Origin of the sequence: Candidatus Pelagibacter sp. HIMB1746 (assembly GCF_052047555.1) — a bacterium.
In the GTDB taxonomy this organism is placed as follows: Bacteria; Pseudomonadota; Alphaproteobacteria; order Pelagibacterales; family Pelagibacteraceae; genus Pelagibacter.
Genome location: NZ_JBNAJZ010000006.1, coordinates 16357 through 30563, shown reverse-complemented (window position 1 = coordinate 30563; position 14207 = coordinate 16357). Strand labels below are relative to the sequence as shown.

Here is a 14207-nt window from a genome sequence, read left to right as displayed (position 1 = left end):
AAATGGAAATAAATGTATTTGCAGACACTATTTGTGGATGGTGTTACATAGGTCATAAAAATTTAAATACAGCGATTAAAAAATTTCCAAACATAAAATTTGAAATTAAACATATACCTTTTCAATTAAACCCAGATATGCCTCTTGAGGGAATAGCTCGTGATAAATATCTTGAGATAAAATTTGGTGGGAAAAAATTTGCAGAACCTATGTATGAAAATATGAAATTAAAAGCAAAAGAGTCTGGAATGAATTTTAATTTAGATAAAATAAAAAAAACTCCAAATACAGTTCTATCTCATTTGCTAATAATTTTGAGTGAAAGGTTTAATATACAAAACCAGATAAAAGAAAAAATTTATCAATCATATTTTATTGATGGTCTCGACATAGGAGATATTTATGTTTTAACCAATATTGCAAAACAACATGATATTTCTGAAGAGATCTTTAAAAATTTTATCAATGATAAAAATATTAAGGATGTAAATTCAAAAATGTTAATTGCTAAAAAAAAGAATATAAGTGGTGTTCCGTTTTATGAGATAGGAAATGATTTTATTTCAGGTGCTCAAAGTGTAATTCACTTAGAAAATGCAATAAATTCAAACTTAAATTAAAATGATATTTGAAACTTCTAGAGCTAAAGCATTAAATCAATTAGATGATTTCATAAATAATGGTCTTGCAGATTATTCTAAATTAAGAAATTTTGATTTTGGTCCTGAAAAAAGAAATAACATATCTTGCTTATCTCCATACATAACACACGGAATTATAAACGAAAAAGAAGTCATCCAGAAAGCACTAACCAAATTTTCTTTTTCAAAAAATGAAAAATTTATTCAAGAAGTTTTATGGAGAACTTATTGGAAAGGTTGGCTGGAACTAAGACCAAATGTTTGGACAGATTATCTTATTGAATTAAATCAAATAAAAAATGAGTTTCAAAATAATAAAAATTACCTCTCAGCAATAAAAGGAAAAACAGATATTAAATGCTTCAATAAATGGGTTAACGAACTAAAAGAAAACAATTACTTGCATAATCACACAAGAATGTGGTTTGCTAGCATTTGGATTTTTACTTTAGAATTACCTTGGCAATTAGGTGCAGAATTTTTCATGAAACATCTTTATGATGGAGACGCTGCATCAAATACTCTAGGATGGCGATGGGTTGCAGGTGTTCAAACTCAAGGCAAACACTATCTTGCTAGTGAATGGAATATTAAAAAATTCACAAACAATAGATTTCAAAACATAAAATTAAATGAGAATGCCCCTCCTAAGATCTCAGAAAAATCTTATCAAATAATAAAACAAGATTTTACTAATCCACAAAATATTGAAGAAAAAAATCTTTTAATTTTTGATAATAATCTCTCATTTGAAATCACTGACTTTAAAGAAAAAAACTTTAAGAAAATTTACTTAGTTTCTAACAAAAATGAAAATAGATCTATTAAACTCAGTGAAAAATTAGTGAAATTTAAATCTCAGTTAATAGAAGACCAAGGACAAAGATTAAAAAATCAATCTATTGATTTTCAGTTAATTGATATAAGTGAAGTGACAAACATTGAAAATTGTTATGGTTTGTATCCAACAGTTGGTGAAAATTTAGACTACTTAAATTCAAACGATATAAATGTAAGTTTTTTATACAGAAGCCTTGATCAGTTAGCTTGGCAATATTGTAATAAAGGTTTTTTTAATTTTAAAAATTATATTCCTAAAATTGTTTCAACCTTGAGCTAAAACCATCGAATCATACCTATAATTCCAGCAGTCGCATAGAAGAATTGAAGTAAAAGAATTCCTTTGTGGCCACCTCTATAAGCCCAAATTCCAATTAAGATAGCTGACAAAAGCAATAAACAAAATCCAAAAAATTCTATTCCTATATTTAAGGCCACAAATAAAGAATATAATATTGCTGTAATAACCCCTGCCCACTCAAAGATTTTATTATTCATAAAAGTTTTTTAAAATTATTGTAAAGAATTGTAGAATAATTATTCATATCGTTAATGTTATCTTTTGCTGATTGATCAAACTTTTCTAAAGCACCACTACCAAGTTGATCTTCCAAAGCTTTTTTATATTCAGGAACACATCCCCATTCATTGACTGTTGTGTCTTTTATTTCTATGTGAAATTGAATTCCGTAAGCGTGGTTTTGATATTTAAATATTTGATATTTAGTAATCGGTGAGGAAGCCAATAAAGTTATATCATTGTTTTTTTCAATTCCTTGGACCTCATAAGAATGCCATTGTAAACTTTTTATTTTATTAGGAAATTGTGAAAACAAATTATCGTTTTCTTTTTCTTTCGAAAAATCAATATCCATAATACCAATTTCTGCAGGATTTGATTTCACAACTTTACCGCCCACTACCTCTCCTAATAGTTGGCAACCCAAACAAAAACCTAAATAAGGTTTTTTCAAATCTACAACAAATTCTTTAATTTTTTTCTTTTCTTCAATTAACCATGGATATTCTTTTTCCATATAGGTATCCATTGGTCCTCCCATACAAAACATTCCATCAAAATTACTAAGATCCTCTGGTATTTTTTCACCTTCGTCTAACTCTATCGTGGTTAAATTAAATCCATCAGATAGCATTAAATCTTTAATGTAGCCTGGATCCTCTATTTTAATATGTTGTAGTACAATTATATTCACTATGATTAACTTAGCTTAGAACACTTTTTAGAACAATATTTTACTCTATCCCAATTAAGTTTCCATTTTTTTCGCCATGTAAATGGTCTTTTACATACAGGACATATTTTTGAAGGTAAGTTTTGTTTTTTCAATTTAATATTCTTTAAAATTTTTATTCCAAAGATCTAAAGCTTCATCCCAATTTGGAATATGATCGCTTTCATAACCATATGTAGAACCTGTTGCAATTGCTCTAAAATTTCTCATTGCTTTTGAGTGCTCAGTTCCATTTAAATATTTAACCATCAGCTTTCTATCTTTCCAAGCTGTTAAAGTATGCTGATATCCGTTAAATGGCTTCGTTTCACAAAATATGTTTCCTTCAGCTTTTTGTGCTGCCCTAAAAGACGGGATTGCTAACAACCAAAATCTTAATTTTGAAAAAAAATTTTTTGGCTTTAAACCAGTAATGGCAATATACATAAAGTTTAGTTTGTATTTTGTTTAATAAATTTATCAGCCTCTGATAAAATCATTTTTTTTCTCTCATCTTTCATTTTATCAAAAATTCTAACCATCATTGATAGTCTTGGATTTTTTAAAAAGAATTTTCTGTTCCGATCTATGAATCTCCAATAAAGACCGTCCATGGTATTACACCAATCACCTTTTTTAAAGTCCATCATTTTCATAAAATATGCAGATCCACAAATATAAGGTTTAGTGGCGAAAATCCCTCCATCACTAAACAATCCCATTCCATAAACATTGGGAACCATTACCCAATCTGATGAGTCTACAAACATCTCCATAAACCACTTGTAAACAATTGTGGGCTTTATCTCACAAAGGTTCATGATGTTGGATAAGATCATTAATCTTTCAATGTGATGTGACCAACCATGATTGGCTGCATTTTTAATCGCATAATCTAATGGTGGAAGACCAGTAGTACCCTCATACCATGAACTTTTCATTTTTCTATTCTGTTTAAAAAAATTTCCTGTTTCCATTTCATGCGAGTAGGACTGGTAAATTCCACGCATAAATTCTCTCCATCCAATTACCTGACGCACATAACCCTCTAAGGAATTCATTCTAATTTTATTTTTTTTATGAAAATCTAAAATTTTTTGGATTACAAATTCAGGTGTTATTATGCCTAAATTTATATAAGGACTTAAAGCGCTATGAAAAAGAATATTATCTTTTTGATCAACAGCATCCTCATAATCACCAAATAGATTAGATTTTTCTTTTATAAAAAAGTTCAAAAGTTTAACTACATTGTCATATTCAGTAGCAAACCAAAAATTATCTGTACTCCCTGGATGGTTTTTAAATTCCTTCTCAATAATAGGCTTCAATTTTTTTGTGTGACTAGTTTCATTAATTTTTGGAAATTTAGGAATTGATGTATCTTTTGGTAATTTATTTCTGTTATCTTCATCAAAACTCCATTTACCTCCGATTGGATTACCATCTGACCCCATCAATATTCCAGATTTTTTTCTAACATCCTTATAGAAAGTTGCCATAAATGGTTTTTTTGATTTTGATAAATAATTTTTAAAATCTTCTCTAGAATTTAAAAACATTGGTGTTTGAATTACATGCCAATTAATTTTTTCTTTTTTTAGAAATTGAGAAATTTTTTTTTCAAAAAATTTATCCTCTACTTCGAAACTAGAAATTTCTTTTATTTTTTTTTGGGTAATAATTTTTTTTAACTTTTTTAAATAATCATCATGAAACTCTTTGTCTTCAATTTTGACATAGTCTAATTTAAATTTATTTTTCTTTAACTCATCAGCATAAGATCGCATTGATGATAAAAATAATAAAATTTTTTGTTTATGATGCTTTTCATAGGTGCATAAACCCTTATCTTCAGCCATAAAAAATAGATGGTCTTTTTTGAAGCGGTCAATGTATTTTGTTGGAAATAATTGATTGCCAAGTATAAAAAATAACTTCATATTTAAATATAACTAATAAAGATTTTTATGTCAGAAAAATATCTTATTTTTGGTGCAACTGGCTCGATTGGATCTAGTTTAGCAGAACAATTAAAAAATTCAGGAAATGATATTCATTTAGTTGCAAGAAATGAAAGTGAACTTGCTCCAATTGTAGAAAAGCTTGGGTGCTCACATACTGTTGCGGATGTTTTGGAGGATGGATTTATAGAAAAAGTTAAATCGGATGTTTCTGAAATCAAAGGATTGGCCTACTGTGTAGGATCCATAGACTTAAAGCCACTTAGAACGATTAACGAACAAGATTTTCAAAAATGTATGAAACTTAATCTTTATTCTGCTGTTGAAGCTATCAAGGGATATCAAGAAACTTTAAAAAAAAATAAAGGTTCAATTGTAATGTTTTCAACTGTTGCCGCACAAAGAGGTTTCACCAATCATGCAATTATAGCGTCAGCAAAGGCAGCTGTTGAAGGTCTGACTGTTTCTTTAGCTGCAGAATTTGCTCCAAACATAAGAGTAAATTGTGTGGCACCAAGCTTAACAAAATCTAAAATTGCTGAACCAATGTTAAAAAATGCTGCTTTAGCAGAAGGTATTGCAAAAGCTCATCCATTAAAAAGATTAGGGGAAGGAAAAGATTCAGCATCACTTGCTAAATTTTTACTTACAGAAGATAGTTCTTGGATCACTGGTCAAGTTATAGCTGTAGATGGTGGTAGATCTAAACTTTCATAAAGTGAAAAAATTTATTTTTATATTTTTTTTTATTTTTATTTCTGCAACAGCAAATTCTAAAAATTATAATTTTGAAAAATTAGGGTCTTTTAGTGAACCATGGGGTTCAAGTTTCATTAATAATGAAGAATTAATTGTTACAGAAAAAGGTGGCAAAATTAAAATAATAAACATTGTTTCAAAAAATATTTCTGAAGTTGAACATAATTTAAACTATTTTGCTCATGGTCAAGGTGGTCTTTTAGATATTATTCATAAAGATAAAAAATTATGGATTTCATATTCAGAAAATAGAGGAGACTGGAAAACCAGTACCTCAATTGCAAAAGCAGATTTAAATAAGAATTCTTTAAATTTTAAAAATATATTTCAATCAAATCCACCAATTGAGTCTGGATATCATTTTGGTTCGAGACTTGCTATCAAGGAAAATTATTTATTTGCTTCTGCAGGTGAAAGGGGCATGAATATGATTGCTCAAGATCCGACACAACATCCAGGAAGCATTATTAGAATAAATTTAGATGGAAGTATTCCAAAAGATAACCCTAAGTTTGAAGGTAAGCCAGAATGGCTTCCAGAGATATACCAGATTGGAGTTAGAAATCCTCAAGGTTTAACTTTTTCAGAATTTGATGGAAAAATTTATATGAGCAATCATGGAGCAAGAGGTGGTGATTGGTTTGGAGAGGCGAAGAAAGGAGAAAATTATGGTTGGAAAATTTTAGGATGGGGAGGAACAAATTACTCTGGAACTAAAATTGGTCCAAAATGGAAAACAGGATTTACAAAAGCTATTCAATATTGGGTTCCATCCATTGCCGCAAGTGCTATTACAATTTATAAAGGTAAAGAGTTTGAGGAATGGAATGGTCACGCATTAATTACTTCTCTTAAAGATAAATCTTTAAGAAAATTAATATTTTCAAACACATCTGAAATTCAAGAGGAAGTTATTTTTAAAGATAAAATTGGGAGAATTAGAGACATACAAGTTCACCCGGTTGATGGTAAAGTTTACTTTTTAGCTGGAGATGATTTGTGGCTAATGGAAAAAAAAAATTAATAAAATGAAAGAGAAACCTTATCACCACTTATCAGATGGAACTTTTCGAAATCCTGAAGGTTCACCTATTGTAATATCAAGATCAGGTAAATTTTCTTATAGAACTTTCAGTAAATTAAGAAAAAATATTAGTCTTAATTTTCCAAAAGAGCATGTTGTCGAAAAAGAAAAAGTTAAATCTGATTTAGAAAAATACAAAAATGGTGATTATGTTGCCTGGATTGGGCATGCTACTTATTTAATTAAATTAGGTAATATAACAATTATTACCGATCCTGTTTTTTCAAAAAATGCTGGTCCGTTAATATTTGGACCAAAGAGATTTACTAAACCTGCACTAGATCTGAACGAAATTCCAAAAATAGATTTATTTTTATTAACTCACAATCATTATGATCATCAAGACATGTCAACTATCAGAAATTTTCCATACAAAGATGCAAAAGTATTAGTTCCACTTAAGCTTGGAAAATATTTTAAGAATTATGAAGATGTAAATGAAATGGATTGGTATGATCAACAAAATATTAATAGTGATTTAAAAATAACCTTACTACCAGCAGTTCATTGGTCAAAAAGAAGCCTAACAGACACAAACAAAACTTTGTGGGGGAATTTTTTAATTGAATATAAAAAAAGAAAAATTTTATTTGCTTGTGATACTGGTTATGGAAACATCTATAAAGAACTTGGAGAAAAATATGGTCCGATAGATCTTACTATGATCAACATTGGAGCATATAATTTTAAACCAATGTTTGACAAAACTATTTACCACACAACTCCGGAAGAAGCTTTAAATGTAGCAAAAGATCTTAAAAGCAAAAAAGTATTAGGAATGCATTGGGGGACTTTTGTTTTATCTTTAGAGCCAATTATGGAACCACCAATTCGATTTAAAGATAATGCAGAAAATTATGGATTTAAAAGAGAAGATGCAATTACATTTAATATTGGTGAGGTAAAATCCTTAAACGAATTATTTTAACTATAATATAGTTATTCTATGCATAATTCTATTTCCTTTAAAAGGGGTAGCTTGGTGGAGCATAGATCTATTGTCCCAAATAGCTAACTGATCTTTTTCCCATTCTAATGAGTATTGAAATTTTTTTTTAACTTGGTGCTTAAATAATTCTTTTTTAACTTTTTCAGAATTTTTTAAATTTGGAGAAAATCCTACAAGATGTCCAGGACTACAATAAATTGTGTTTTTAGATTTTATCTTTTTTATAATTTTGTGAATGGATTTTAATTCTTCAATCTTTCTACCCTTCTCTTTTACTCTTTCTCTTGTAGTAACTGAAATTGGTCCTTCAGAAGAGTACCTTCCTTTAACTTTGAGTAATTTATTTTTAATTAATTTAGGCAAATAATCATAAGCTAAGTATTGAGAGGAAAATTCAGTATTTGCTCTACCCTTTTTAGGAACTAGTTTAGAATAAAGCATTGTAAATCTAGGTGGTTTTTTTGTGTAAATTGAGTCTGTGTGAAACTGTTCTCCAAAACTAGGTCCCTTATCTGTTGCTTTCCTTTGAACGACAGTAATTTGTTTATATTTCTTACTTAATCCTTTTAGTCTTGGATATTTTGCTAATTTACCAAAATGTTTAGCAAACTCTATATAATCTGAAGAACTTAATTTTTGTCTTCTAAAAAAAATCATACCGTAAAGCTCGAGTGCTTTAAAAAAAAATTTAAAATCTTTTTTAGAAATTTTTTTAACGTTACCCGTAATCTCAGCCCCAATATTTTTTTTATTGGGAATAATCTTAAACATATCTAAGTTTAGCTATTCAGTAATTTACTTTTAGCTTTTTCAAACTCTTCTTGGGTAAGAGCTCCATTTTTGTACAACTCATTTAATTTTGAAATTTCAGAACTTAAATCGTTACTATTTGAAGGTCTAATTACTGTTTCAGTGTCTATTTCTGTTTCCTCGGATTTAATAGGTCGATTATCAACTTTAGCCTTAAAACCTTTCATGATTGCGGAACCACCTAGGTAAAAAACAAATCCTAAAATTGGCACTGCTAAAGCAAAAAAAATTATTTTTTCCATTAATTAATCCTCATCCTCATCTCTCCAACCTTTTTCATACATCAAATATCCAGCTAAGATAACAGAAAAAACTCCAGCAATCATTCCAAAATCAAAACCAACTTGTTTGTTGTATAAATACCAACCCAATTGAGTAGCTCCAATTGGAATTGCAGTTAATAAAATCATTATTATTGCAATTCTGTATTCGTATTTAGGTTTTTTCATCAAAACGAGCTTATCAAATACAACAGTAATTAAATCAGTTTAAATATCCTTGAGACAATTAAACTTATATAAAAAGTCTTTATTTTTGTGATCTTTTAAAACACTCAATTGTGTTTTTTAATAAACAAGCGATAGTCATTGGACCTACACCACCTGGAACTGGGGTTAGGGCTTTTGCATTTTTTGAAACATCTTCAAAATCAACATCTCCAACAATACCTTTATCAGTTTTATTGATACCAACATCAATTACTATTGCATCTTTTTTAACCCAATCTCCTTTTACAAGTTCAGGTATTCCAACTGCTGCAACAATTATATCAGCTTCTAAACATTCAGCTTTTAGATCTTTAGTTTTTGAATGAGTAATTGTTACAGTACAATTTTCTTTCAAGAGTAGTTGGGTCATTGGCTTTCCATTTAAATTTGATCTGCCAACTACAACTGCTTTTTTTCCACTTAAATTTGGTTCAATTTTTTTAATTAACAAGTAACACCCAAGAGGTGTGCAAGGAACTGAACTTTCATAACCTGATGAAAGATTACCAACATTCATTGGATGAAAACCATCTACATCTTTGGAAGGGTCGATGGCCTCAATTACTTTTTGCTTATCTATATGTTTTGGTAACGGCAATTGAACTAAAATTCCTGATACTGTTTCATCTTTATTTAATTCTTCAATTTTTTCTAAAACAGTTTTTTCTTCAACACTATCTGGATATTTAATTACTTCTGATTTTAACCCTACTTCATTTGCTGATTTTTCTTTATTACGCACATAAATTTGGCTTGGAGTAAGATCTCCAATTAATATCACGGTTAAACCTGGGACTTTATTATATTTAGATTTAAGTCCTGATACTTCTTGTTTTAATTCTTCTCTTAATTCAGCTGCAGCTTTTTTTCCGTCAATTAAAATCATTTTACTTTCTAAAATATTATTGGTGCAATGTAGAGCTTCATACACATTTCAATAAACCAAATCAATAGAAGAAGAATGATTGGTGAAATATCTAGTGATCCTAAATTGGGTAAAAAACGTCTAATTTTATTAAGTATTGGCTCAGTTAATTTATAAGTAAGCTCTAAAATTGAGTAAACAAATCTATTTTGAGTATTTAAAACATTAAATGCTATCAACCAGCTTATAACTACATTTGCTATTACAACATAAGAATACAGTTTCAAAATCTGTAAAACTAAATAAAAAATTGCTATCATTTTTTCTCAACATAAATTGACTGACTTGGAAAAGCAAAAGAGGCATTATTTTTTTCTACAATCTGCTTAATTTCAATTGCTAATCTCTCTTTAACTTCTAGAGAATTACTCCAACTATTTGAATTCGTAAAACATCTCACCAATAAATCTATTGAACTATCAGAAAACTTCTCAATTCTAACCGCAACCCCAGTTGATTGATTAAAGTCTTCACTGTTGTTTATATAACTTTCAATTTCCTCTCTTATTTTTTTTAATTGATCAATCGTAGAGTCGTACTGCAATGTAATTATCCATCTAATTCTCCAATTAGATGTTTCGCTAACATTAACCACAGCATTTTCTGCAAATTGAAAATTAGGAATAATCGCTAGAGATTTATCAAACTTTCTTATTGTTGTTGATCTAAAACCAATTTTTTCAACTGTGCCTTCAATAATCCCATCTACTGCAATCCAATCTCCAATTTTAAATCTTTTTTCAACTAATACTAAAATTCCAGAAATTAAATTTTTAAATAAATCTTGTGCTCCAAGCGCAACAGCAACCCCAAACAAACCAAGACCAGCAATAATTGGTCCTATCTTAATACCCCATAATTCTAGTACTGCAGCTAATCCTAAAATAAATATTAAAATCTTAAGTGATTTAATTATCCAACCAATAAGTTCTCTAGTTAAAAGTTTATCTAGTCCACTTAAGATATATGAAATGGGTTCTATAATTTGGTGAATAACCCAAAAAATTAATATCGTAATTAACGTTCTATTAATTGTATCAACTACTTCTCTACCCTCTGTTGAAAAAGTCATGTAGTAACTCGCAATAAAGAAACCTAAAACAATTGGTAAAAATCTAGCTGGACCAATTAATGACTGAACAAAAGTGTCATCTAATTTGTTTGTTGTTCTTTTTGAGATAATTTCTAATTTTTTTATAATTAATTTACTAATTAACCCTCTAAAGACTAAAAAAAGTAAGAATATCCCTATTCCAATTAAAATTTGAAAAATATCAACACCAAGTATTCCTTTATTCCAAACAGATAAAAATATTTCAGAAAAATTATTTATTAATTCCATACCTAAATTTTATATAACAAAAACTCTTCTTCTCCAGGATTAAAAAGAAATATCTTTTTCCATTTGATTTCATTCAATATTGACGAGGTTTTTTCACCTATACACATCAAGTTTGTATTCATCCAAAGGTTTTCTGTTTGATAGATTTTTATAAAATTTAAGAAACTTGAGGCACTATTTTGAGAATAAACATAAACAATATCAGGTATATTCTGCTTTAATTCGTTAACAAAATTTTCATCAAAATTTTCAGTATGATTTACTTTATAGTTAATAATACGTTTAACAGCATACCCTTCTTTTATTAATTGTTGGTCTAAATCAGTTGTTATGATCTCACCACTTATATAAAGAAGTGGAGTTTCTTTTAGTTCATAATTTTGTAAAATTAGTTCTTTAAGATTTGAAACATTTCCTTCTGCAGCAATTGTATTTTGAAATCCCAAACTTCTAGCTTTTTTTTCTGTAGCACTACCAACACAAAAACAAATTAATTTTTTATCTAAATCTTCTACATTTAAATTTTTTACAGCATTAGAACTTGTAAAAATTAAAGCACCGTAATCACCAGAGTTAATTTCTTCATATTGAACTTTTTGAATGTTTATTAATGGCAAGTGAGAAACTTTATGATCTAAAGATTGAAACTTAACTATCATTTCTGAACAATCTTCTATGGGTCTAGTTAACAAAATATGCATTTTACTTTTTATATGAATTATTTGATTTAATTTTTAAAGTGTTACCAACTTCTGTTCCAATTTCTTTAAACATATCAATACTACCAGATTTTTTTTCATAAAATATTTGGGAACCGTCTAATGAGAATAGTTCAGCTTCAACTGTAATTTTATCTCCTTCTATAATTGAATGAGCACCTATTGCAGTTTCGCAGTCACCTTCCAATACCTTTAAAATGTTTCTCTCTATGTGAGCTCTCCTATAAGTATCTTTGTGATTTATTTTTTCCAAAACTTTTATAATTTCATCATCATCATCTCTACACTGTAAAGCAATAATACCTTGGCCTGCACTTGGAATAATTTGATCAGTCGAAAAAATTTCAGAAATTTCATTATCTAAATTTAAATATTTTATACCCGCATAAGACAAAACTATTGCATCATAAATACCTTCTCTTAGCTTTTTGATTCTGGTATCTACATTTCCTCTTATTAATTTACAGTTTACATCTGATCTTATTTTTTTAATTTGAAATTCCCTTCTATAAGATGAGGTTCCTACTATTGCATTTTGTTTTAATTCCTTAATATTTTTGTTGTCATTTGTTATTAAAATTTCTCTTGGATCTGTCCTTTCTAAAAATGAATTTGTTCTAAGTCCTTCAGTTTCAATTGCTGGCATATCTTTTAATGCATGCACCGCTATATCAATTTTTTTTTCTTTCAGTTCTTTTTCAATCGTACTAGAAAATAAACCCTTACCACCGACCTCTGATAATCTTCGATCCTGAATTTGATCACCTTTTGTGGTTATTGTTTGAATGACAATCTGATCATCTGGTAAGTCTAAAGCTTCAATAATTTTATCTTTAGCTTTTTGCGCATATAGCAAAGCCAATTTACTTCCTCTTGAGCCTATTATAATTTGTCTATTCATTAAAAATTTATTTCTTACTTGTATTGAGATTGTACAATTATTAAAAACTATTTGAATGAGTAAAAAACCCTTAATTCTTGGAATAGAAACTAGCTGTGATGAAACGGCAGCATCTATAATAACTGAAAATGACAAAGGAATTCCAACAGTTTTATCCAATATTGTTTCTAGCCAAGTTGATGTTCACAAAGAATTTGGAGGAGTAGTTCCCGAACTAGCCGCAAGATCACATATAGAAAAAATAGATTGGATTGTTGAAAAAGCAATTTCAGATAGTGGAAAAAAAATTGAAGAAATTGATGCTGTTGCTTCAACTGCTGGGCCAGGTTTAATTGTTTGTTTGTCAGTTGGTTTAAGTTTTGGAAAAGCTTTTGCAAGCGCAATTAATAAACCTTTTATAGCAGTTAACCATCTTGAGGGTCATGCATTAAGTCCTAAGTTAAATTCCCATTTAAATTATCCCTATCTATTATTATTAATTTCAGGAGGTCACTCACAATATTTGAGTGTTCGAGGTCTTGGAAAATATAAAAGATTAGGAACAACTATTGATGACGCATTAGGTGAAGCATTTGATAAAACAGCTAAACTTTTAGGAATTGAATTTCCTGGTGGACCACAAATCGAAGTTTTAGCAAAACAAGGAGATCCAGAAAAATATGATTTACCCAAACCAATTTTTAATAAAGGTGGATGCAATTTATCTTTTGCGGGATTAAAAACTGCAATTTTAAAAATTGCAAAATCTATAAAAACAGAACAAGAAAAATTTGATTTAGCAGCTTCTTTTCAAAAAACTGTTGAAGAAATTCTTAATAAAAAAACAAAGATAGCATTTGAAGAATTTGAAAAAGAAAATAAATTAAAAGAAAAAGTTTTTGTAGTTGCTGGTGGTGTTGCTGCTAACAAAAAAATTAGATCAATGTTAATTAATTTATGTGAGGCTAAAAATTATAAAAGTATATTTCCACCAATAGAACTTTGTGGGGACAATGCTGCTATGATTGCAATGGTAGGTCTAGAAAAATATAAATTAAATGAATTTAATACTTTAGATTACCCAGCAAAACCTAGATGGCCTTTAGATGAAAAAGCTGCATTTTTAAAAGGTGCGGGAGTACAATTATAATGAATTATTGGTTATTAAAATCTGAGCCAGATGTTTGGTCCATTGAGCAACAAATTAAGGCTGGCAAAAAAGGTGCACCTTGGGATGGCGTTAGAAATTATCAAGCAGCAAACAATCTAAAAAGTATGAAGAAGGGAGATCTATGTTTTTTTTATCACTCTAATATTGGAAAAGAAGTGGTTGGTATAGTAAAAGTAATTAAAGAACACTATTTAGATAAAACTGATAAGAATGGAAGATTTGTTGCGGTAACGGTCCAATTTAAAAGCAAGTTCTCTAAACCAGTGACCCTTGAAAATATCAAAAAAAATAAGGATTTAAGGGATTTAGCGCTTATTAAACAAAGTAGACTTTCAGTAATGCCAATTGATGATAAAAGCTGGAAAATTATAAATAACATGAGTAAAATTTAAAAAAAAATTAT

The 14207-nt window shown here is 28.8% G+C and carries 20 protein-coding genes; 7 read left to right on the top strand and 13 right to left on the bottom strand.

Annotation, left to right across the window (positions count from 1 at the left end; genetic code table 11):
• The first annotated feature begins 2 nt into the window (after positions 1-2).
• Positions 3-620 carry a DsbA family oxidoreductase gene (locus tag ACTTBM_RS07440; protein WP_440635382.1) on the top strand — a complete coding sequence of 206 codons (618 nt, stop codon included), beginning with the start codon at positions 3-5 and terminating at the stop codon, positions 618-620.
• A 1-nt stretch (position 621) separates the two neighbouring features.
• On the top strand, positions 622-1761 hold the full coding sequence (locus ACTTBM_RS07435; RefSeq protein ID WP_440635381.1) for an FAD-binding domain-containing protein: 1140 nt from the start codon (positions 622-624) through the stop codon (positions 1759-1761).
• Here the strand turns inward: ACTTBM_RS07435 and ACTTBM_RS07430 are convergent.
• From ACTTBM_RS07430 to ACTTBM_RS07410, 5 genes are read right to left on the bottom strand one after another with little or no spacing between them, the layout of a single operon-like run.
• Complete coding sequence (locus tag ACTTBM_RS07430) at positions 1758-1979, bottom strand: hypothetical protein (RefSeq protein WP_428078984.1); 222 nt, start codon at positions 1977-1979, stop codon at positions 1758-1760. The genes ACTTBM_RS07435 and ACTTBM_RS07430 overlap by 4 nt on opposite strands.
• Entirely contained in the window at positions 1976-2695 is a 720-nt protein-coding gene (locus ACTTBM_RS07425; protein WP_440635380.1) for a type 1 glutamine amidotransferase, read from the bottom strand. Before ACTTBM_RS07425 ends, ACTTBM_RS07430 begins: the two co-directional genes overlap by 4 nt.
• Before the next feature lie 5 nt (positions 2696-2700).
• Complete coding sequence (locus tag ACTTBM_RS07420; protein ID WP_262589955.1) at positions 2701-2829, bottom strand: DUF2256 domain-containing protein; 129 nt, start codon at positions 2827-2829, stop codon at positions 2701-2703.
• A gap of 1 nt (position 2830) precedes the next feature.
• Positions 2831-3160 (bottom strand): hypothetical protein, encoded by a 330-nt coding sequence (locus ACTTBM_RS07415; RefSeq protein WP_262589956.1) that lies wholly within the window; start codon positions 3158-3160, stop codon positions 2831-2833.
• 5 nt (positions 3161-3165) lie between these two features.
• Positions 3166-4656, bottom strand: coding sequence for a cryptochrome/photolyase family protein (locus ACTTBM_RS07410; RefSeq protein ID WP_440635378.1), 1491 nt, complete (start codon positions 4654-4656; stop codon positions 3166-3168).
• Positions 4657-4683: 27 nt separating this feature from the next.
• Between ACTTBM_RS07410 and ACTTBM_RS07405 the strand changes: the two genes are divergently transcribed.
• The 3 genes from ACTTBM_RS07405 to ACTTBM_RS07395 are packed head-to-tail and all read left to right on the top strand — an operon-like array spanning position 4684 to position 7448.
• A complete protein-coding gene (locus tag ACTTBM_RS07405; protein ID WP_440635377.1) occupies positions 4684-5394 on the top strand; it encodes an SDR family NAD(P)-dependent oxidoreductase in 711 nt (236 codons plus the stop codon).
• Positions 5369-6460 carry a PQQ-dependent sugar dehydrogenase gene (locus ACTTBM_RS07400; protein ID WP_440635376.1) on the top strand — a complete coding sequence of 364 codons (1092 nt, stop codon included), beginning with the start codon at positions 5369-5371 and terminating at the stop codon, positions 6458-6460. Before ACTTBM_RS07405 ends, ACTTBM_RS07400 begins: the two co-directional genes overlap by 26 nt.
• Before the next feature lie 4 nt (positions 6461-6464).
• Positions 6465-7448: an MBL fold metallo-hydrolase gene (locus tag ACTTBM_RS07395; protein WP_440635375.1), complete on the top strand. Its 984-nt coding sequence runs from the start codon at positions 6465-6467 to the stop codon at positions 7446-7448.
• On the opposite strand, the gene ACTTBM_RS07390 is transcribed toward ACTTBM_RS07395, so the two are convergent.
• The 8 genes from ACTTBM_RS07390 to hemC form a co-directional block, all read right to left on the bottom strand.
• Complete coding sequence (locus ACTTBM_RS07390) at positions 7449-8240, bottom strand: TauD/TfdA dioxygenase family protein (RefSeq protein WP_440635374.1); 792 nt, start codon at positions 8238-8240, stop codon at positions 7449-7451.
• An 8-nt stretch (positions 8241-8248) separates the two neighbouring features.
• Complete coding sequence (locus tag ACTTBM_RS07385) at positions 8249-8521, bottom strand: SHOCT domain-containing protein (protein ID WP_440635373.1); 273 nt, start codon at positions 8519-8521, stop codon at positions 8249-8251.
• Between the two features lie 3 nt (positions 8522-8524).
• On the bottom strand, positions 8525-8728 hold the full coding sequence (locus tag ACTTBM_RS07380) for a hypothetical protein (protein WP_440635372.1): 204 nt from the start codon (positions 8726-8728) through the stop codon (positions 8525-8527).
• A 79-nt stretch (positions 8729-8807) separates the two neighbouring features.
• A complete protein-coding gene (gene folD / locus ACTTBM_RS07375; protein ID WP_440635371.1) occupies positions 8808-9653 on the bottom strand; it encodes a bifunctional methylenetetrahydrofolate dehydrogenase/methenyltetrahydrofolate cyclohydrolase FolD in 846 nt (281 codons plus the stop codon).
• Between the two features lie 8 nt (positions 9654-9661).
• A complete protein-coding gene (locus ACTTBM_RS07370) occupies positions 9662-9952 on the bottom strand; it encodes a YggT family protein (protein WP_262589968.1) in 291 nt (96 codons plus the stop codon).
• Entirely contained in the window at positions 9949-11034 is a 1086-nt protein-coding gene (locus tag ACTTBM_RS07365) for a mechanosensitive ion channel family protein (RefSeq protein WP_440635370.1), read from the bottom strand. The genes ACTTBM_RS07370 and ACTTBM_RS07365 overlap by 4 nt, the downstream gene beginning before the upstream one ends.
• Positions 11035-11036: 2 nt before the next feature.
• Entirely contained in the window at positions 11037-11735 is a 699-nt protein-coding gene (locus tag ACTTBM_RS07360; RefSeq protein ID WP_440635369.1) for a uroporphyrinogen-III synthase, read from the bottom strand.
• Between the two features lies 1 nt (position 11736).
• Complete coding sequence (gene hemC / locus ACTTBM_RS07355; protein WP_440635367.1) at positions 11737-12654, bottom strand: hydroxymethylbilane synthase; 918 nt, start codon at positions 12652-12654, stop codon at positions 11737-11739.
• A 55-nt stretch (positions 12655-12709) separates the two neighbouring features.
• Here hemC and tsaD point away from each other — a divergent pair, with 55 nt between their 5' ends.
• Positions 12710-13783: a tRNA (adenosine(37)-N6)-threonylcarbamoyltransferase complex transferase subunit TsaD gene (tsaD, locus tag ACTTBM_RS07350; RefSeq protein ID WP_440635366.1), complete on the top strand. Its 1074-nt coding sequence runs from the start codon at positions 12710-12712 to the stop codon at positions 13781-13783.
• Positions 13783-14196 (top strand): EVE domain-containing protein, encoded by a 414-nt coding sequence (locus tag ACTTBM_RS07345; protein ID WP_440635365.1) that lies wholly within the window; start codon positions 13783-13785, stop codon positions 14194-14196. The genes tsaD and ACTTBM_RS07345 overlap by 1 nt, the downstream gene beginning before the upstream one ends.
• Positions 14197-14207 lie beyond the last annotated feature (11 nt).